General features: G+C 75.4%; 14 protein-coding genes, 5 pseudogenes and 1 riboswitch. Of the genes and pseudogenes, 18 read left to right on the forward strand and 1 reads right to left on the reverse strand.

Annotation, left to right across the window (positions count from 1 at the left end):
- Positions 1–113 precede the first annotated feature (113 nt).
- The 17 genes and pseudogenes from UK94_RS68635 to pheT all read left to right on the forward strand — a co-directional run.
- Positions 114–436 (forward strand): annotated as a pseudogene (locus tag UK94_RS68635) (ribulose-phosphate 3-epimerase); the annotation flags it as partial.
- A 1-nt stretch (position 437) separates the two neighbouring features.
- Positions 438–866, forward strand: a pseudogene (locus UK94_RS68640) (ribulose-phosphate 3-epimerase); the annotation flags it as partial.
- Complete coding sequence (locus tag UK94_RS28505) at positions 863–1,426, forward strand: dCMP deaminase (RefSeq protein ID WP_011606317.1); 564 nt, start codon at positions 863–865, stop codon at positions 1,424–1,426. The pseudogene UK94_RS68640 and the gene UK94_RS28505, both read left to right, overlap by 4 nt.
- A gap of 118 nt (positions 1,427–1,544) precedes the next feature.
- A riboswitch (FMN riboswitch) is annotated at positions 1,545–1,674 on the forward strand.
- Positions 1,675–1,801: 127 nt separating this feature from the next.
- Complete coding sequence (locus UK94_RS28510; protein ID WP_011606316.1) at positions 1,802–2,557, forward strand: riboflavin synthase; 756 nt, start codon at positions 1,802–1,804, stop codon at positions 2,555–2,557.
- The coding region (ribB, locus tag UK94_RS68645) for a 3,4-dihydroxy-2-butanone-4-phosphate synthase (RefSeq protein ID WP_235490378.1) at positions 2,554–3,460 on the forward strand (907 nt) is incomplete at its 3' end. The genes UK94_RS28510 and ribB, both read left to right, overlap by 4 nt.
- A gap of 1 nt (position 3,461) precedes the next feature.
- A pseudogene (ribA, locus tag UK94_RS68650) lies at positions 3,462–4,104 on the forward strand (GTP cyclohydrolase II); the annotation flags it as partial.
- Positions 4,101–4,533 (forward strand): 6,7-dimethyl-8-ribityllumazine synthase (gene ribH / locus UK94_RS28520; protein ID WP_235490379.1); only part of this gene is annotated, 433 nt, incomplete at its 3' end. The pseudogene ribA and the gene ribH, both read left to right, overlap by 4 nt.
- A 1-nt stretch (position 4,534) precedes the next feature.
- A pseudogene (locus UK94_RS75290) lies at positions 4,535–4,583 on the forward strand (hypothetical protein); the annotation flags it as partial.
- Between the two features lie 3,556 nt (positions 4,584–8,139).
- Positions 8,140–9,204 carry an SseB family protein gene (locus UK94_RS28530; protein ID WP_055752255.1) on the forward strand — a complete coding sequence of 355 codons (1,065 nt, stop codon included), beginning with the start codon at positions 8,140–8,142 and terminating at the stop codon, positions 9,202–9,204.
- Between the two features lie 570 nt (positions 9,205–9,774).
- Positions 9,775–10,058, forward strand: a 284-nt coding sequence (gene infC, locus UK94_RS68655; protein WP_235490395.1) for a translation initiation factor IF-3, incomplete at its 3' end; no start/stop codon positions are given.
- Between the two features lies 1 nt (position 10,059).
- A pseudogene (infC, locus tag UK94_RS68660) lies at positions 10,060–10,296 on the forward strand (translation initiation factor IF-3); the annotation flags it as partial.
- A 96-nt stretch (positions 10,297–10,392) separates the two neighbouring features.
- Complete coding sequence (gene rpmI, locus UK94_RS28540) at positions 10,393–10,587, forward strand: 50S ribosomal protein L35 (protein ID WP_011606309.1); 195 nt, start codon at positions 10,393–10,395, stop codon at positions 10,585–10,587.
- Between the two features lie 109 nt (positions 10,588–10,696).
- The gene (gene rplT / locus UK94_RS28545) at positions 10,697–11,077 is read left to right on the forward strand and encodes a 50S ribosomal protein L20 (RefSeq protein WP_011606308.1); all 381 of its coding nucleotides are present in this window, start codon (positions 10,697–10,699) and stop codon (positions 11,075–11,077) included.
- A gap of 20 nt (positions 11,078–11,097) precedes the next feature.
- On the forward strand, positions 11,098–11,964 hold the full coding sequence (locus UK94_RS28550; RefSeq protein ID WP_050997219.1) for an RNA methyltransferase: 867 nt from the start codon (positions 11,098–11,100) through the stop codon (positions 11,962–11,964).
- Between the two features lie 131 nt (positions 11,965–12,095).
- Positions 12,096–13,241: a PAS domain-containing sensor histidine kinase gene (locus tag UK94_RS28555; protein WP_011606306.1), complete on the forward strand. Its 1,146-nt coding sequence runs from the start codon at positions 12,096–12,098 to the stop codon at positions 13,239–13,241.
- Positions 13,242–13,422: 181 nt separating this feature from the next.
- Positions 13,423–14,526, forward strand: a complete 1,104-nt coding sequence (gene pheS, locus UK94_RS28560; RefSeq protein ID WP_055752273.1) for a phenylalanine--tRNA ligase subunit alpha — start codon at positions 13,423–13,425, stop codon at positions 14,524–14,526.
- 4 nt (positions 14,527–14,530) lie between these two features.
- Entirely contained in the window at positions 14,531–17,068 is a 2,538-nt protein-coding gene (gene pheT / locus UK94_RS28565; protein ID WP_041939658.1) for a phenylalanine--tRNA ligase subunit beta, read from the forward strand.
- A gap of 1 nt (position 17,069) precedes the next feature.
- Here the strand turns inward: pheT and UK94_RS28570 are convergent, their stop codons facing one another.
- A complete protein-coding gene (locus tag UK94_RS28570; protein ID WP_268761696.1) occupies positions 17,070–17,870 on the reverse strand; it encodes a TIGR04222 domain-containing membrane protein in 801 nt (266 codons plus the stop codon).
- Positions 17,871–18,241: 371 nt separating this feature from the next.
- On the opposite strand from UK94_RS28570, the gene argC reads away from it, so the two are divergent.
- The gene (gene argC / locus UK94_RS28575) at positions 18,242–19,270 is read left to right on the forward strand and encodes an N-acetyl-gamma-glutamyl-phosphate reductase (protein WP_041939657.1); all 1,029 of its coding nucleotides are present in this window, start codon (positions 18,242–18,244) and stop codon (positions 19,268–19,270) included.
- The last annotated feature ends 136 nt before the right edge of the window (positions 19,271–19,406 follow it).

A 19,406-nucleotide genomic window follows, 5' to 3' on the forward strand; every position in this document is an offset into this window, starting at 1 on the left:
GTTGTCGAACGCGAGGGTTGCCGAACGCGGAGGTTGTCGAACGCGGAAGATGTCCGCCGCGAAGGTGTCGAACGGGTCGGGGCGTGCGGCGATTCGGTCGATAGTCTCGCGGGGTGGCAACCGCACAGATCTATCCCAGCATGCTCGCCGCGGACTTCGGTCGACTGGCCGACGCCGCCCTCGCGGTCGAGGGCCGGGCCGACTGGCTGCACGTCGACGTCATGGACTACCACTTCGTCCCGAACCTGGCGTTCTCCCCGGACGCGGTGACGGCGTTGCGGTCGACGACGCAGACCCCGCTCGACTGCCATCTCATGATCGAGGACCCGGACCGCTGGGCCGCCGACTACGCCGAGCGCGGCGCGGCGAACGTGACCATCCACGCCGAGGCCGTGTCCGACCTGCGGCGGACCACCGCGGCGATCCGGGCCGCCGGNGCCCGCACCGGCCTCGCCGTGAAGCCGAACACCCCGGTCGAGCGCTACCTCGACGACCTGCACCGCTTCGATCTGCTGCTGCTGATGACCATCGAGCCCGGCTTCGGAGGTCAGAAGTTCATGACCGAGGTGCTGCCGAAGATCGAGGCGGCGCGCCGCCTGATCGACGACCGCGGCCTGGACCTGTGGCTGCAGATCGACGGCGGGGTCAACGAGAACACCGTCGAGCAGGCCGCGGCGGCCGGGGTCGACGTCTTCGTCGCCGGCACGGCGGTCTTCGGCGCCGACGATCCCGGCGAGGCCGTCGAGAAGCTGCGCGCCCAGGCGCTGCGGGTCGCCCCCCGGCTGACCCCGCCGGCCTCCCCGGCGGCCTCCCGGTCGGTCGGCGACCCGGCGGTCGGCGACCCGGCGGTCGGCGACCCGGCGTGACGTCGGCCGGCTCGCCGTCTCCCGGTGGTCCGCCGCCGGGCCCCGACAGGGACCGGTACTGGCTGGCCCGCGCGGTCGAGCTCGGGCGCCGCTGCCCGCCGTCGTCCACGGCGTACTCGGTCGGCGCGCTGATCGTGGCGGCCGACGGAACCCCGCTGGCCGAGGGCTACTCCCGAGCGGAGGAACCGCACGACCACGCCGAGGAGGTCGCGCTGCGCCGCCTCGCCGCCCGCCTCGACGCGTCGGCCGCCGGCGGTGATCCCGGTGGCGGTGTCGATTCCGGTGGCGGCGGCGATCCCGGTGTCGGTGTCGATCCGGCGGGGGCGACGGTGTACAGCTCGCTGGAGCCGTGCAGCGCGCGGGCGTCGCGGCCGTGGACCTGCACGGAGCTCATCCTCGCCGCCGGCATCGGCCGGGTGGTTTTCGCCTGGCGCGAGCCGTCGCTGTTCGTCGACTGCGACGGCGCCGAACGGCTGGCCGCGGCCGGCGTCGAGGTGGTCGAGATCCCGGCGCTCGCCGCGGACGTCCGCGCGGTCAACAGCCACCTCCCGCTCGGCTGAGCACCGCGCAGGCGCGCCCGACCTGGTGTTTGCCCGGGCGGGCATGACCTCGGTCACGTCGCCGGGTGCGGCGTGTGGCCGCTTCGTATGTCAGACTTGGGGCAGTACAACCAGCAGCACGCGCGCTCCGGGGTCGGTGAAACTCCGAGCCGGCGGTGATAGTCCGCGACCCGTCCGCAGGTACTGGGACGGCTGATCCGGTGGAACTCCGGGACCGACGGTCAAAGTCCGGATGGGAGGACGCGCGCGGGCCGAGTGTCCGTGGGTGGCCGTTGCCGTCCGCGGGCGCGCNTCGGCGTGCGCACGCCGGCAGGTCCCGCGTGGGAACCCCCCGAATCCGGGGAGCGGTGCCCGGGACCGAAGGGCGCGAGTCGGATGTTCACCGGCATCGTTGAAGAGCTCGGCGTGGTGGCTGCGGTGGATGCGCGGCCGGAGTCGGCGGCGCTCACCATTGCCTGTCAGACCGTACTGGCGGACGCGACCCACGGCGCCTCCATCGCCGTCAACGGCGTGTGTCTCACGGTGACCTCCTTCCAGCGGGCCGGCGGCGATCCGGCCGGCGCTGGTCTGACTGCCGCCGACCCTGGTGGCGCCGACCCTGGTGGCGGCGCGCCGGCCGCGGGGGCCGGTCGCGCGGGTCCCGCCGGCACAATCTCGGCGTCCGCGACGTTCACGGCTGACGTGATGCGCGAAACCCTCGTGCGGTCCTCCCTCGGCCAGCTCGCCGTGGGCGATCCGGTGAACCTCGAACGGCCCGTGCGGCTGGCCGACCGTCTCGGCGGTCATCTGGTCCAGGGGCACGTCGACGGCGTCGGCGTCGTCGTCGACCGGCAGGCCGACGAGCACTGGGAGATCGTCCGCATCGCCCTGCCCGCCGGCCTCGACCGCTACCTCGTGGAGAAGGGCTCGGTGACGGTCGACGGCGTCAGCCTGACCGTCGTCGAGGTCACCCCGGCCGGGGGCGACTCTCCGGCGACGTTCACCGTCAGCCTGATCCCCACCACCCTCGACCTGACCACGCTCGGCCGCCGTGCACCGGGTGCCCGGGTCAACATCGAGGTCGACGTGCTGGCGAAGTACGTCGAGAAGCTGCATGCCGGCACCATCGACCCGAACGGACTGCCCCGATGACCACATCCGCGGCCGGCGCCTCCTCGACGGCCATCCCCGCCCCGCCCGCCCCCGCCTCGCCTCGCTCTGCCTCGTCCCTCCCCGCCTCGCCCGCCTCAGCTCCGCCCGCCTCCGCCCTGCCCGCGGACGCTCTGCCCGCGGCCGTCGGCGGGACGTCCGGTGCCGGCCCGGCGACCGTCGACGGCGACGTCGACGTGACGTTCGCCTCCATCGAGGACGCCATCGCCGAGATCGCCGCCGGCCGGCCGCTCGTCGTCGTCGACGACGCCGACCGGGAGAACGAGGGCGACCTGATCTTCGCCGCCGAGGCGGCCACCCCCGAGCTCGTCGCGTTCATGACGCGCTACACCTCCGGGGTGATCTGCGTGCCGATGGACGCCGTCGACACCGACCGGCTCGAGCTCGACCAGATGGTCCCGCACAACACCGAGCGGATGGGCACGGCGTTCACCATCACCGTCGACGCCCGCGAGGGCGTCTCCACCGGCATCTCCGCCGCCGACCGGGCCCGCACGATCCGGTTGCTCGCCGACCCCGACACCGTCCCGGGCGACCTGAGCCGGCCGGGGCACATCTTCCCGCTGCGGGCCAAGGACGGCGGCGTGCTGCGCCGGCCGGGCCACACCGAGGCGGCCGTCGACCTGGCCCGGCTCGCCGGACTGCGCCCGGCGGGCACCATCTGCGAGATCGTCAACGACGACGGGACGATGGCGCGCCTTCCCGAGCTCGCCGCGTTCGCCCGCGACCACGGCCTGCTGCTGATTTCCATCGCCGACCTCATCGCCTACCGTCGGCGGACGGAGAAGCAGGTGGTGCGGGTCGCCGAGGCGACGATCCCGACCAGCTACGGCACCTTCCGCGCCGTCGGCTTCCGCAACGTCCTCGACGGGGTGGAGCACATCGNGCTGATCCGCGGCGAGCTGGGCGACGGCGAGGACGTCCTCGTCCGGGTGCACAGCGAGTGCCTCACCGGCGACGTGTTCGGCTCGCGGCGCTGCGACTGCGGCACCCAGCTCGACGCCGCCCTGCGGATGATCGCGGCCGAGGGTCGCGGGGTGGTCCTCTACGTGCGCGGCCACGAGGGCCGCGGCATCGGCCTGATGCACAAGCTGCGGGCCTACCAGCTCCAGGACGCCGGCCACGACACCGTGGACGCCAACCTCGCGCTCGGCCTGCCCGCCGACGCCCGCGACTACGGCACCGGCGCGCAGATCCTCGTCGACCTCGGGGTGCGCGGCCTGCGGCTGCTGTCGAACAACCCGACCAAGCGGGCCGGCCTGGAGGGCTACGGGCTGCGCATCGTCGAGCTCATCGGCATGCCGGTCACCCAGACCCCGGAGAACCTGCGGTACCTGACGACCAAGCGGGACCGGATGGGCCACGTCCTGCCCGGGCTGGCCCGCGCCGTCGGGGAGGACACCCCGGCCGGCGGCCGCTGGGCGCCGAGCCCCGCGCGGGTGCCCGCGACCTCCGGCTGCGCCGCCGTCCCGGGCGGCGCCGGCAGCTCCTCGGCGGGCGTCGACCTCACCGACGGAGAGGGTCTGTGAGCGGCTTCGGCGCGCCGCAGGAGGTGCTCCCGCCGGTGGCCGGGCTGCGGCTGGCGATCGTCGCCACCCGCTGGCATGCCGAGATCACCGACGCGCTGCTGGCCGGGGCGCTGCGCGCGGTCAAGGACACCGGGCTCGCGACGGCGCCGACCGTCGTGCGGGTCTCCGGCGCGGTCGAGCTGCCCGTCGTCGCCGCGGCGCTGGCCCAGCGGCACGACGCGGTCGTCGCCCTCGGCGTGGTCATCCGCGGCGGCACGCCGCACTTCGACTACGTCTGCCAGTTCGTCACCGCGGGGCTGGCCCGGGTCACCCTCGACGCCCGGGTCCCCGTCGGCTTCGGCGTGCTCACCTGCGACACCGTCGACCAGGCCCGCGACCGGGCCGGGCTGCCCGACTCCGCCGAGGACAAGGGCCGGGAGGCGACGCTGGNCGCCCTCGACACCGCCGCGGTGCTGCGCGACCTGGCCCTGGCGAGCTGACCCGTCGGCCGACCCGCATCGGCTGACACCTCATCGGCCGACCCGCATCGGCCGAGCTCTCGATCCGCGCCCCAGGCGTCACACGGCCACCGTCCCCCCGGGGGGCGGTGGCCGTCCGCATCCTCATGTCGCACGGACGGTACGAGCCTGATCCGTCCCGGTGACATGGCCTCGGTATGGTGTTGCCATCGCATGGCGATTCGGAGTGGATCGAGTGTGCCGGTGGTGTGTTCGCTGCTCGTGGGTCTGTTTCCGGCGATCTGGATCATCTCGGAGCTCTTGTCGGGGCAGTGGGTGACGCGAGACCGTGATGTCACGCCGTAGCAGTGGCCTCGCGCTCCGGTGTCGTCCAGCGGAGTCGGACCGGAGATGGGGGCGGGGTGGCAGGGATGGCGAGTCATGGTGGGAGCCGGGACGGTGACGACACCGTGGCGCCGGCCGATCCGTCCGGGGCCGACCGGGACGGCCTCGACGCCACGGCCCGATCCGCCGATGCGGACGCCTCCGGCGGGGGCGGCGACGCGCGTCCGATCTCCCTGCTCGGACTGCGCCTGACCGAGCCGCAGTCGCCGCGCAACGCCCTGGTCACACGGCGCCCCACGCGGACGCGCCCCGGCGTGCCGCGGGTCGACTCCGGCAGTGGATTTTCCGGGGGACCGACCGGGGGGCCCTCCGGTGGGGTTCCCGGTGATCGCGTGCCCGGTCCCCTGCCCTCCCCTTCCGCCTCGACGCCCGCCCGGCCCGGGCAGACCCGACCTCCGCAGACCCGACCCCCGCAGACCCGGCCGCCCGCCGAACGGTCGGCGCCGCCCGCCCGCCCGCCCGAGGACCGCCCCTCCGACGATCGGACCTCGCCTCCTCCGCTGCCCCCGTGGTCGCCGTATCCCGCGCCGTCCGACGGCGGGGAGGCCGCCGCGTCCACCACGGACAGCCCGGCGCTCCCGCCGCCTCCGGTTACCGGCGCCGGCGATCAGATCCCGTCGGCCGGCGGTTGGGCGCCCGCAGTCGGCGGCGGGTGGCCGACCGCGACCGACGGGCCGCCCGCGTCGCCCCCGGGCCGGCCTGGCCGGGGTCACCTCGGCACCCCGGCCCCGGCCGGATGGACGCCCGACCTCGCGGTCCCGGCCCACCCCTTGCCGCCCCCGCCGCCCGTACCGCCCCCGCCGGGCCCGCCGGCCGCGAGTCCGGTCCCCGGTGGCCTGGTCCCCCCGTCGGCCGCGGACGCTGCGCAGCCCGTCGAGGCGGCTGGCGAGCGCATCCCGTTCCTCCCGGTACCTCCGCCACCCAGCGCCACGGCGGTGCCGCCGAATGTCTCCCCGCGGATTCCCGCTGCTCTGACTCCCCCCGCTGCACCGCCGTCTCCCACGGTGTCCCCGTCTCCCACCATGTCCCCGTCTCCCACCGTGTCCCCGTCTCCCGCGGTTGCCTCGTCCCCGACGGTTCCGCCACCCCCCACGGTTCCGCCGCCCGGTGAGAGCTGGGGNAGCATGACGGTCCTCGTGCCCGCGNCCGGCCCCCTCCTCCCGCCCGGTGCCGCACCCGCCGCCTCGGGACCGGACCGCGCCGAAGACGCCGACGCCGGCGCGGGCACCGAACAGCCCGGTCAGCGGTGGGTCGGTGCGCCCCACTCCACGCCGATCGACCCGGCCTCGGCCGGGCCCATGCCCATGCCCATGCCCCACGAGCGGTCCAGGCCTGCGCTGCCCTTGCCGTATCCGGACGTCACACCGGCATCGCCGGCCGGCCTGCCGGCATCCGCCGCTGCGTACCGGCCGGCCGATCCGCTGTTCGGCCCCTCCGGGGCCGAGTACGGCCCGGCCGCCGTCCCGGGGACCCCCTTTCACCCGGCTGCGGCCCCGGCCGGACCGGAACTACCGCCGCTGCCCTCGTCCGCCAACCCCGCCGCGCCGTGGCAGGTGCCGGGGGGGAGCCCCGCGGCGTCGGGCGTGGCGTACCCGCCCCGGCCCGCAGCCGAGGAGACCGCGCCCGCGCACCGGGAGGAGGCGAGCCGTTTCGACGTCACCCGCCCGGGCGCGGCCCTGATGCCGGCCCAGCCGCCCCAGATCCCGGACCCGCCCGGGACCGGCCTGTTCCCCCGCCCCGGTGACGGCGCCCTGACCGGCGACGGCGCCGCGACTCGCGACGTCCCTCGACGTGATGACGTAGCCGGGTTCGGCGACGGCGTCATGACCGACCGAGCGGCCACGGACCGCGGGCAGGAGGGGGCTGGTCGGCTGGACGAGGCCGGTGGACAGAACGAGGCCGGTGGACAGAACGAGGCTGGTGGACAGAACGAGGCTCGTGGGCGGGGCCGGGCGGTCGATGCGGCCGCCGGCGACTCGTGGCGGGCGGGCGAGCAGTCTGCCGTAGGCCGGTGGGCGGAGCCGATCTCCGCTGCGCCCGCGCTTCCCCCGCCGCCGCCGAACATGCCGGTCCGGCGGGTTCCCGTGGCGCCGGTTCGATCGGCGGGGGCGGTCCTCGCGCCTCGGGCGGACGGAGCCGTCCCGCAGGCCGCGGCCGCTGCGGCGGCGAGCGCGGCGCCGGTGGGCTCCGACGGGCCGGTCCACCAGCGTGCGCGGGCCGGCGGCCGGCGGGTGCTGATCGGCGGCTTCGGCGGCGGGGGCGGGCGGACGACCGTGGCTGCCGGGCTGGGCCTGGCGATGGCCGCGCACCACGGCCACCGGGTCGTCGCCGTCGACGCCTCCCCGGACCAGTGCGGACTGCTCCCGCACCGCGTCGGCCTCATGCCCCCGGGGGTCGGCCTGCGGGAGCTGGCCGGCGCCCGTCCGCCGGTCTCCTCCCTCGACGACGTGCGCCGCTTCCTGGCCTCCGACGGGTCGGGTGGGCTGGAGGTGCTGGCCGGGATGCGCGACCTCGCCGGCCCCGGCCTGCTGCCCGAGGAGCTGGCCTGGGCGTTGGACCTGCTCGGCCACTGGTACCCGGTCGTCGTCGCGGACGCGCCGCCGGGCTGGAACCAGCCGGTCCCCGCCACCCTGCTCGCGCGCGCCGACCTGCTCGTGCTGACCGTCCGCGCCGGGGAGGCGGAGATCGCGGGTGCGGACGACGCCCTGACCGCGCTCACGGCGGCCGGCCGCGGCGACCTCGCCGCCACCGTCATCGTCGCTGTCGTGGAGACCTACCCGTCCCGGCTCAGTCGCGGCGCCCGGATGCGCCTGGACCATCTCGAGGACCGGGCGTACATGACGGTGCCGGTGCCGTTCGACGCGGCGCTGGCCGACAGCCGTCCGATCAACTGGTATCGCCTGCGCCGGCGAACCAGGTTCGCCTTCCAGCGCCTCGCCGGCGCGGTCGCCACCGCCCCGCTGCCCGGTTCCCAGCCGGCGGCGGCCCTCGCCCGTCCCGCGCTCGCCGCCGCCGACCCGCAGGCCCGCGTCGCCGCCTGGCCCTCGGGGGCCTGAGGCACCCGTCGCGCGGCCCGGTGGCACGAACGGTCGCCAGCCGGCCCGCCGGCGGCGGGGGGGGGGTGCGGCTGCATGCCCGTCCGGCACCGGCGGTGGTGGGGCCGTCCGACGCTGCGGCGTTTAGGCTGCGGGGAATGGCACGCCATCTGCTGACTCCGGCCGGGCAGGGAGACGACGGGGCGGCCGACGAGGCCCTCGTCCGGGTGCTCGCCGCCGGCGGCCCGACCGGTCGCGTCGATCCTGCCGCCCTGACCGCCGCCCTGCGCCGCGCCCGGGTCTTCGTCGCGATCGAGGCCATGCTCACCTCGGCCGACGCCACCACCGGCGCCGACAAGACCAGTGAGATGGCGCTGGCCACCCTGCGCACCCCGTCCGGCGCGACCGCGCTGCCGATCTTCTCCAGCGTGGCGACGCTCGCCGCCTGGCGCGGGGCCGCCCGCCCCGTGCCGGTGGCCGCGCCGGACGCCTGGGCGGAGGCGGTCCGGCTCGGCCTCGACTCGGTGGTGATCGACGTCGCGGGCCCGTACTCCACCAGCCTGGAGGTCGGCCACGGCGGCGCCGACGTTCCGGTCGGCCCGGACGCCGTCGGCGATGCCTGGCGAGCCGACCGCGCGGCCGCCGTCGACGAGCGCGCGGCAGCGGTCGATCGCTCGCGTGTCGCCGACGGTGGTGTGGATGCGCCGGTGGGCGTGGGACGGCCCGATCCGTCCGCCGACACCACCCTGACGGCGCTGCGGCGGCCAGCGAACCCCGACGGGCCGCTGGCCCGCGCGCGGGTGCGGGTGGCCCTGCGGGCGATCACGGAACGGGTCGAGGCCTGGCCGGCCGAACTGGTCGAGCCCGGCGCGGCGGCCCCGCGGCCCGTGCTCGCCGTCGCCGTCCATGGCCCGGCGGGGGACACGTCTGCGGCGGGAGAGTCGATCGCCCGCCACCTGTCCCAGCTCCTGGGTGCCGTCCCCGACCCCGGTGGTGCGGCCCCGACGGACGCGGCGAACGCGGTCGACCGGTGCGGGGGGCCTGGGCCCGAGCCTCTGGGTGCCGGTGCCGGTGCCGGTGCCGGTGCCGGGTCCGGTGCAGGAGCCGGTGCCGGTGCGGTGGCGGTGCTGGTGGTCGGGGCGTCCGAGGCACGGGCGGTGCGTCGGCTCCTGGGCCGTGGCCTGCGCGCGGAGCGGGGCTGGGCTTCGCGGCTGCGCCGCTGAGCCACGGCGGGCCCGCGGCCGACTTCGAGCCTGGGCCGCCCCGACGTCCCTCGGGCCTGCCGACGCCGATCCAGGCGGGTCCGGGCCGGGGCGGGGCCGATTGCGGTGCGTTCTGCGCGGACTGACACGGGGATCGCCTCGCCAACCGGCCCGCGGATCGGTCACCGGGCCCGTTCGGGGCGGCCGGTCGCGGCTGTGATCGTCCTGCCCCGGCGGTGTGGTGCTACTCTTGGCCTCAGACCGATTGCCGGTTGGTTCCACCCATCCGATGGGTCGTCGTTCGTGGCGGCCCTGGCGGGGCACGGAGCCTGTCCGGCAGGACCAAGCGGGGGTTCGCCCTCCACCCGATGTTGCCGACTGGCGCCGCCTCCACGGGGCGCCGGAGTGTCGATCGGCCCGAGTTCCGGGCCGTGGCCACGGCAGCCGGGTCGCCGGTCGGCCGAGCCGTTCCCGCGGTTGTCGGCCGGGAGCCTGGTGCCGCCAGGCTCGGTGCTCCGCTGCGGTGAGGTCACGCCCGCGCGTCGAGCAACGGAGGAACACATCAGCACAGAGTCCCGNATCAATGACCGGATCCGCGTTCCCGAGGTCCGCCTCGTCGGCGCGGAAGGCGAGCAGATCGGCATCGTTGCGATCGGCGAGGCCATGCGCATGGCGCAGGAGGCCGATCTCGACCTCGTGGAGGTCGCGCCGACCGCTCGCCCTCCGGTCTGCAAGCTGATGGACTTTGGAAAGTTCAAGTACGAGTCCGACCAGAAGCGTCGGGAAGCTCGGAAGAACCAGGTCCAGACCGTCATCAAGGAAATGAAGCTGCGGCCGAAGATCGATCCGCACGACTACGAGACCAAGAAGGGTCANGTCGTGCGGTTCCTGCGAGCCGGTGACAAGGTGAAGATCACCATCATGTTCCGTGGTCGGGAGCAGTCCCGGCCGGAGCTCGGCATCCGCCTGCTTCAGCGGCTGTCGGCCGACGTGGCCGAACTCGGCTATGTGGAGGCCCAGCCCAAGCAGGACGGCCGGAACATGACGATGGTCATGGCCCCGCACAAGGGTTCCAAGCCGCAGCGGCTGCCTGAACCGGCTGGCCACGTCTGACCCNACGTCGGTGGGTCCGCGCGGTGGTGTGCCCACCGTCCGGACCTCGCCGCGCCGACCGCTCGACCNCCCCCCGTAAACCGTCAGGATGTCGACATGCCCAAACAGAAGTCCCACAGCGGCGCGAGCAAGCGGTTCCGGATCACCGGCTCCGGCAAGGTGGTGCGCCAGAAGGCCAACCGCCGCCACCTGCTGGAGCACAAGTCCAGCCGCCGTACCCGCCGGCTGGCCGGCGTGGAGCCGCTGACGAAGGCGGACGCAGGCCGAATCAAGCGCCTTCTCGCCCGCTGATCGCGCCCCGCTGACGAATCCGGCCCCGGTGACACCGGCGCGCCCTGCGCGGTGATCGATCCCGGTCCGGCCGGCCGGATGCACCCGAACGAAGGAGACAGGTGCCCTCATGGCACGCGTGAAGCGGGCGGTCAACGCCCAGAAGAAGCGCCGTACGGTCCTCGAACAGGCCAGCGGCTACCGGGGCCAGCGCTCGCGGCTCTACCGCAAGGCCAAGGAGCAGATGCTCCACTCGATGACCTACTCCTACCGGGACCGTCGCGCGCGCAAGGGCGACTTCCGGCAGTTGTGGATCACTCGAATCAACGCCGCGGCGCGGGCGAACGGCCTGACGTACAACCGCTTCGTGCAGGGTCTGAAGCTGTCCGGCGTGGAGGTGGACCGCAAGATCCTCGCCGATCTGGCGGTCAACGACGCCGCCGCCTTCACCGCGCTGGTCGAGGTGGCCCGGGCGGCCCTGGCGGCGGCGCCGGAGCCGACCGCCGCCTGAGCCCGTCGCGACGCCGACCCGTGTCCGCCGCCCGCGTGCTCCCGCCGCCCGATCATGGGCCGGTCGCCGGGCTGCGGTCGGCCCGGGTCGGTGCCGCCCGGCGTCTGCGGCGCCCGGCGGAGCGTCGCGAGCAGGGCCGCTTCCTCGTCGAGGGGGCGCAGGCCGTCGGCGCGGCCGTCGCCGCGGGCGGCCTGCTCGAGGTGTTCGTGGGCGTGTCGGCGGCCGGCCGCCACGAGGATCTGCTGCGGGCCGCCGCGGTGCCCGTCCGGCTCGTGACGGACGAGGCCGCGGCGGCACTGTCCGAGACGGTCACCCCTCAGGGGCTCGTCGCCGTCGCCGCTCTGCCGGGGCACCGGCTCGCCGACCTCGCCGCCCCCCGACTCGTGGCGGTGTGCGTGGGCGCGAACGATCCGGGCAACGCCGGCACCGTGATCCGCAGTGCGGATGCGGCCGGGGCGGACGCGGTGGTGTTCACCGGCGGCGGCGTCGACCCGTTCGGCGGGAAGTGCGTGCGGTCGTCGGCCGGCAGCCACTTCCACCTCCCGGTGATCGTCGAGCCGACGTTCACCGAGGTGGTGACGGGGTTGCGCGCACGGGGGTGCCGAATCGTCGCGACCTCGGGTTCCGCGCGGCGTGATCTCGACACCGCGGTGGACGCCGGCGAGCTCGACGGGCCCACTGCCTGGTTGTTCGGCAACGAGGCGCATGGTCTTGACCCCGCCGGTCTGGCCGCCGCGGACGCGGCGTTGCGGGTACCGGTGTACGGTCAGGCCGAGTCCCTGAATCTTGCGGTTGCGTCCGCCCTGTGCCTATACGCATCGGCGCGGGCGCAGAGAACGGGTAGGTCCGGTACTGACGGCACCGGAGGAGGTGGTCGGCGGTGGTGAACACCGTCGCATCGACATCCGAACAGGCGCCGACCGCGCAGCAGCCACCGGCTCCCGCCGGTGCAACCGTTCCCCCGGCGGGCGGCTCGGCCGGCTTGCCCACCACCGCCGCCCCGGCATCAGGCGAGGCCATGACTGCTGACGACGAGCCCGCGCAGGATCACGGCGCACCGGCGGACCCCGCCGCGGCCGACGGCGGCGACGGTGCCGGCTCGGCCGCGCTGGACGGGCCGCTGCCCGCGGCCGCGTTCGACCTGCTGCCCGACGCGGTCGTCGTCACCGACGCCGCCGGCACGGTCGAGGTCTTCAACCGGGCCGCGGTCCGCCTGATCGGCGTGTCCGCGCCGGCCGCGGTCGGCCGGCACCTCACCGAGGTGCTCCCGCTGCTGGATGAGCGCGGCAACGACTGGTGGGAGTGCTCCGCGGTCAGCCGGGAGCTGCCGCGGGTCATCGGCCAGCCCGAGCGACGGCTGACCTACGCCGGTCCCGTGCATGACCGCGACTTCCACGTCACCGTCCGCTTCACCCGGGTCGCGGGCCGGCTGGCCCGGGTTTCGCTGTCGCTGCGCGACACGCTGAGCCGGGAGCGGCTGGAGCGCAACCGGGCGGATCTGGTCGCCACCGTCGCCCACGAGCTGCGCTCGCCGCTGACCAGCGTGAAGGGCTTCACGGCGACGCTGCTGGCCAAGTGGGACCGGTTCACCGACGAGCAGAAGAAGCTCATGCTGAACACGGTCAACACCGACGCCGACCGGGTCACCCGCCTGCTCGCCGAGGTGCTCGACGTCTCCCGGATCGACTCGGGCCGCATCCAGGTCCGCAAGCAGATCGTCGACCTGCCCGGCCGGGTGCGCTCCGTGGTCGACGGCAAGATCGCCGCCGGGGCGGCGGGTGCCGAGCGGTTCGACGTCCGCGAGGAGGGCGAGCTGCCCGAGATGTGGGTCGACCCGGACAAGATGGAGCAGGTGCTCCACAACCTCGTCGACAACGCGCTGCGCCACGGCGCGGGTACTGTGACGGTGCTGCTGCGCGGCAGCGACACCGGCACGGAGGTGAGCGTGGCCGACGAGGGCGAAGGCGTGTCCGAATCGAACGCCGCGCGCGTGTTCACGAAGTTCTGGCGCGGCGCGAGCCGCGGCAACGGCACCGGTCTCGGGCTCTACATCGCCAAGGCACTGATCGAGGCGCATGGGGGCACCATCTCGGTCGGCCGGGCCGCGGGCGGCGGCGCCGAGTTCCGATTTTTCGTGCCCGCCGGCGGTCCGGTGTTCGGCTGAGGCCGAGCGTCACGATCGGCCGGCGGGCGCCCCGGGCTGCCGGCGGCGGCACCGAGCGCGATCGCGCCGCCGCCGCGGCTGCCTCCCGGCCTCCAGCGCCCGCCTCGGCCCGTCCCGGCCGGCGGCGACCACCACGGCCGGGCGACCTCACGCCCGGCGAAACGATACGAGGATGAGCACCGTGCCCGCCCCTGGAGAGACTGTCGACCCGTCCCGGGTCCACGCCCTCGACCCCGACCAGCTCGCCGCGGCCGTCGCCGCGGCCCGGGAGTCGATCCGCGCCGCCGCCGACCTCGACGCGCTGGCCGCCGCCCGCACCGCCCACGTTCACGGCGCCGCCGCCCCGCTGGTGCTGGCCCGCCGGGAGCTCGGCGCGCTGCCGCGCGAGGAGCGCGCCGACGCCGGCCGCCGGCACAACGCCGCCCGCGCCGAGGTCCAGGCCGCCTACGACACGCGCCTGACCGAGCTGACCGCCGAACGCGACGCCCGCGTGCTGCGTGAGGAGCGCGTCGACGTCACCCTGCCCGTGGCGCGTCGCCGCCGCGGCGCCCGCCACCCGCTGTCCTCGCTGTCCGACCGGCTCGTCGACGTGTTCGTCGCGATGGGCTACGAGGTCGCCGAGGGACCGGAGATCGAACACGACTGGTTCAACTTCGAGGCCCTGAACATGGCCCCCGACCATCCGGCCCGCAGCGAGCACGACACCCTCTACGTCGAGCCCACCGCCTCCGGCCGGGTGCTGCGCACCCACACGTCGCCGGTACAGGTCCGGGCCCTGCTCGAGCGGCCGCTGCCGGTGTACGTCGTGTGCCCGGGGCGGACGTACCGCAACGACACGATCGACGCCACCCACTCGCCGGTGTTCGGCCAGCTCGAAGGGCTCGCCGTCGACGAGGGCATCACCATGGCCGACCTGCGCGGCACCCTGGAGGTCTTCGCCCAGGCGCTGTTCGGCTCCGGGTTGTCGACGCGGCTGCGGCCGTCGTTCTTCCCGTTCACCGAGCCGTCCGCCGAGCTGGACGTGCAGTGCTTCGCCTGCCGCGGCGAGGCGACCCGCCAGCCCTGCCGGGTCTGCTCGGACGAGGGCTGGATCGAGATCGGCGGCTGCGGCATGGTCGATCCGAACGTGCTGCGGGCCACCGGGGTCGACCCGACCCGCTACAGCGGCTTCGCCTTCGGGATGGGCCTGGAACGGGCCGCGATGATCAGGCATGGCGTCCGGGAGATCCGCGACTTCGTCGACGGTGACGTCCGGTTCGGCCTCCCGTTCGGAATCGAGGTCTGAGCAGATGCTGATCGTGATGTCCTGGCTGCGGGAGTACGTCGAGGGGCTGCCACCCACCCGGGCGGTCGCCGACGCGCTGATCCGCGCCGGTTTCGAGGTCGAGGGGCTGCGCGGCGTCGGCAGCGACGTCTCCGGCGTCGTCGTCGGGGAGATCGTCGACTTCGAGATCGTGGAGACGAAGAAGAAGGCCGTCCGCTGGTGCCAGGTCCGTGTGGCGGCCGGCGAGGCCTCGTCCGCCCCCGGTGTGCGGGGGATCATCTGCGGGGCGCACAACTTCGCCGTCGGCGACCGGGTGGCCGTCGCGCTGCCCGGCGCGATGCTGCCCGGCGGGTTCGCCATCACGGCCCGCAAGACCTACGGCCACGTCAGCGACGGGATGATCTGCTCGGCCCGCGAGCTGGGCATCGGTGACGAGCACGACGGCATCCTCGTGCTCCCGCCGTCGGCCCCGCTCGGCGCCGACGTCACCGAACTGCTCGACCTCGTCGACGAGATCCTCGACATCGCCGTCACCCCCGACCGGGGGTACGCGCTGTCGGTGCGGGGCATCGCCCGGGAGGCGGCGACCGCCTTCGCGCTGCCCTTCACCGACCCGGGCGCCCCCCGTTCCGGGCAGGCCGCGGCCGGGGAGGGAGCGGCCGGGGAGGCGTATCCGGTCGTCGTCGAGGACACCGCGGGCTGCGACCGTTACGTCGCCCGGGTGGTCACCGGCGTCGATCCCGCGGCCGTCACGCCGTTGACCTGGTCGCGGCGGCTGGCGTTGGCCGGGATGCGGCCGATCTCCGTGCCCGTCGACGTCACCAACGCCGTCCTGCTCGGGCTCGGCCAGCCGCTGCACGCCTTCGACCGGGCGAAGCTCACCGGCGCCATCATCGTGCGCCGGGCCGAGGCGGGGGAGACGCTGCGCACCCTCGACGGGGTCGAGCGCACCCTCGACCCCGAGGACCTGGTCATCGCGGACGACACCGGCCCGATCGCGCTGGCCGGGGTGATGGGCGGCGCGAGCACGGAGATCTCCACGCAGACGACCGACATCGTGCTGGAGGCCGCGCACTTCGACCCGATCAGCGTCGCCCGCACGGCGCGGCGCCACCGGCTGTCGTCGGAGGCCTCGCGGCGCTTCGAGCGCGGTGTCGACCCGGCGCTCGCCCCGGTCGCCGCGGCGACGGCCGTCGACCTGCTCGTCGAACTCGCCGGCGCCCGCCCCGCCGCGGGGGTGACCGACCTCGACCACCGACCGGCCGTGGCGCCGGTGCCGCTGCCCCTGCGCGAGCCCGAGCGGCTCGCCGGCCGGCCGTACTCCGCCGAGGTCGTCCGCCGCCGCCTCGCCGACGTCGGCTGCACGGTCGTCGGCCCCGCCGCTGGCAGTGCCGCCGACAGCGCCGCCGGCGAGGGGGTCCTCGTCGTGTCGCCGCCGTCGTGGCGGCCCGACCTGACCCGACCCGCGGATCTCGTCGAGGAGATCGTGCGGCTGGAGGGGTACGACACGATCCCGGTGACCCTGCCGCTGCTGCCCGCCGGCCGCGGCCTGACCGCCGCGCAGCGGATGCACCGGGCGGTGGGCCGGGCGCTGGCATACGCCGGTCTGGCCGAGGTGCTGACCCTGCCGTTCGTGGCCGCGGACGCCGCCGACGCGCTCAGCCTGCCCGCGGAGGACAAGCGGCGCCTGGCCGTCCGGGTCGCCAACCCGATCGCCGAGGACGCCGCCTACCTGCGCACGACCCTGCTGTCCGGGCTGATCGCCGCCGCGGTGCGCAACATCGGCCGCGGCCAGCAGGACCTGGCCCTGTTCGAGATCGGCCGGGTCTTCCGGGAGCTGCCCGGCGCGCCGGTGCGGGTGCCGACGCCGCCGGTGGACCGCCGCCCGTCCGCCGAGGAGGTCGCCGCGTTGGACTCGGTCCTGCCCAGGCAGGCCCGTCACGTCGCGGCGCTGCTCACCGGTCGCCGGGAGCCGGCCGGCTGGTCGACGCCGGGCCGCGAGGCGGACTGGGCGGACGCCGTCGACGCCGCGCAGGTCGTCGCCGAGGCGGTCGGACTCACGCTGACCGTCAACGCCGGTGACGCCATGCCGTGGCATCCCGGCCGCTGCGCGGAGCTGACCGTGGGCGGCCGGCTCGTCGGTTTCGCCGGGGAACTGCACCCGCGGGTGCTCGGCGACGCCGGCCTGCCGCCGCGGACCGTCGCGCTGGAGCTCAGCCTCGAGGTCCTCGTCGAGGCCGCGACGGCGGCGCCGCCGATCGTCGCGCCGGTGATCTCCACCTACCCGCCGGCGGACCGGGACGTGGCGCTCGTCGTCCCGACCCAGGTACCCGTCGCCGAGGTGACCCAGGCGCTGCGCGAGGGCGCCGGCGACCTGCTGGAGTCGCTGACCCTCTTCGACGTGTTCGAGGGTGCCCAGGTCGGCGCCGGCCAGCGCTCCCTCGCCTTCGGCCTGCGGCTGCGGGCAGCGGACCGCACGCTGACCGCCGCCGAGGCCAACGCGGTGCGCGACGCCGCCGTCGACCTCGCCGCCCAGCGCACCGGCGCCGCCCTGCGCGCCTAGGTCAGTCAGTCCCGTCAGCCGCGCCCGCGCTGGCCGGTACCCGGCGTGGAAGCCCGGGCGTCGCCGCCAGCGCGGGCCAGTGCTCGGCCACCGCCGACCGGCGCTTGTCGATCAACTCGGGACGGTCCGGGCCATCACCCCCGCCTCCACAGCCCCCGCCGCCACAGCCCTCGCCGCCGCAGCCGCCACTCGAGGTGGTGTCCAGGCTTCTTCTCGATCGGTCGACGCTGCGGGGCCGCAGCGGGACGGCGGGCGCGAGCAGCCCGAGCTCGGTGGCCAGTTTCCGGTCGGCGCGGCCGAGCGCCTCCGGTCCGAACAGTGCGACCGCGAGCGCATGCTGCCCCGGCAGACCGCCGCCGGCCAGTCCGGGCAGGCGCTGCCGGGCCTCGGTCGCCACCGCCCACCCGGCCAGGGTGGTCCGCGGCGTCGTGCGGCAGACGCCGAGAACGAGGGCGCCGACCTCGCCGAGCGCCAGCACGAAGACGGCGTTGCCGTCGGGCGAGCCGACGTCCGCCACCAGCAGGATGATCCCGCCGACGAACAGGGCCCACGCGGCGGTCCGGCACCAGCGCAGCACCCGCTTCTGCCGGACGGTGGGCAGGAGCCCCTCCTCGCACAGCCGCTGGCGGGTCGCGGCCAGCGTGGGGGTGCCGGCGAGCCACCGACCGAGCTCGGCGATGCGGCGCTCGCCGTGCGCGTCGATCTCCTGGTGGATGGCGCAGCGCAGATCCTGATCTGCGCCGACCGCGGGGCGACGGGAGATCACGGTCCCCGGGGGGCGCCCGGCCCCACGGCTCCCGATTCGCCGAGCGCGACCACCGCGACCACCGCGACCAGCGCCNCCAGATCCGGGCCGCCGTCGAGCAGGGCCAGCTCCTCCGCCTGCGACGATCACCAGCGCGACATGNCCGATCGCGATCACCATCCGCCGCTCCTCACTGCCGTGCGTCGTCCGATGGACAGTGCGTGATATGTGCGGCCCAGGATGGGAGGGCGCGGTACCTTCAGCGTCAACGTGAGGTCAACTGCCAGGTCAGGCGGTCGACGCCCGGCGCGGAGGGGGNGCGGACCGACGTCTGTGCCCGCGGCCGACGCGGCCGCGCTGCCCGCCGCGCCGCCCGCGTTCGCCGAATGCCGTTGCATGCTCATAAGCTCGTGTGTATAACCTTGCACATGGGAGTGACCGCAGCAGTGGCAGGGGCGAGCGGGTACGGCGGCGGGGAGCTTCTCCGCCTGCTGCTCGCCCACCCGGAGATCGAGATCGGCGCGCTGGCGGCGAACACGTCGGTCGGCCTGCCCGTGACGGACGTGCACCCGAACCTGCCCGACCTGGAAGGCCGCGTCTTCACCGACGCCGAGACCCTCGCCGCGGCCGAGGCGGACGTCGTCTTCCTCGCCCTGCCGCACGGGCAGTCGGCGGCGGTGGCGGCGACCCTGCCGAGCACCGTCCGCGTCGTCGACCTCGGTGCCGACCACCGCCTTGCCGACTCCGAGGCGTGGCGACGCGCCTACGGCGGCGAGCACGCCGGCACCTGGACCTACGGCATGCCCGAGCTGCCCGGGGCGCGGGCTCGGATCGCCGCGAGCCGCCGAGTCGCGGCGCCGGGCTGCTACCCGACCGCCTCCTCGCTCGCCCTCGCGCCGCTGTTGGCCGCGGGCCTCGTCGAGCCGCAGGACCTCAGCGTCGTCGCCGCCAGCGGCACCTCCGGCGCGGGCCGGTCGGCCAAGGTCAACCTGCTCGGCAGCGAGGTGATGGGCGACCTCACCGCCTACAAGGTCGGCACCCACCAGCACCGTCCGGAGATCGTGCAGGCCCTGTCCGGCGTGGCCGGGACCGCGGTGAGCCTGTCCTTCACCCCCGTGCTCGCCCCACTGCCCCGCGGCATCCTCGCGACCTGCTCCGGGCGGGCCACCCCCGGCACCGACGCGGACGCCGTGTACGAGGCGCTGCGCTCGGCCTACGCGGGCGAGCCGTTCGTCCGGGTGCTGCCGCCCGGGCGGTGGCCGCACGCCGCGGCGACCCTCGGCGGCAACGCCGTGCACATCCAGGGAACCTTCGACGCCGAGTCCGGGCGGGCGATCGTCGTGTCCGCCATCGACAACCTCGGAAAGGGCGCCGCGGGCCAGGCGCTGCAGTGCGCCAACCTCATGCTCGGCCTGCCCGAGACCGCCGGCCTGACCGCCCAGGGCATCGCCCCGTGACCGCCGCTTCCCTGCTTGTCCAGAGGGACGAAACGGACACCAAAGCCTCGGGATACGCAGTAAAGGCGACCGGCCGTCGCCGATCGACCAGCGACGTGGACCGCAGAAGCGCCGTGGACCGCAGAAGCGACATGGA

The organism is Frankia sp. AvcI1 (assembly GCF_001420875.1).
Taxonomy (GTDB): Bacteria; Actinomycetota; Actinomycetes; order Frankiales; family Frankiaceae; genus Frankia; species Frankia alni.

Bases quoted from the DNA above. Each gene is read 5' to 3' on its own strand.
- UK94_RS28510 (WP_011606316.1), top strand. From the start codon at position 1,802: ATGTTCACCGGCATCGTTGAAGAGCTCGGCGTGGTGGCTGCGGTGGAT.
- UK94_RS28530 (WP_055752255.1), top strand. From the start codon at position 8,140: ATGGCACGCCATCTGCTGACTCCGGCCGGGCAGGGAGACGACGGGGCG.
- rpmI (WP_011606309.1), top strand. From the start codon at position 10,393: ATGCCCAAACAGAAGTCCCACAGCGGCGCGAGCAAGCGGTTCCGGATC.
- rplT (WP_011606308.1), top strand. From the start codon at position 10,697: ATGGCACGCGTGAAGCGGGCGGTCAACGCCCAGAAGAAGCGCCGTACG.
- UK94_RS28555 (WP_011606306.1), top strand. From the start codon at position 12,096: ATGACTGCTGACGACGAGCCCGCGCAGGATCACGGCGCACCGGCGGAC.
- pheT (WP_041939658.1), top strand. From the start codon at position 14,531: ATGCTGATCGTGATGTCCTGGCTGCGGGAGTACGTCGAGGGGCTGCCA.
- argC (WP_041939657.1), top strand. From the start codon at position 18,242: ATGGGAGTGACCGCAGCAGTGGCAGGGGCGAGCGGGTACGGCGGCGGG.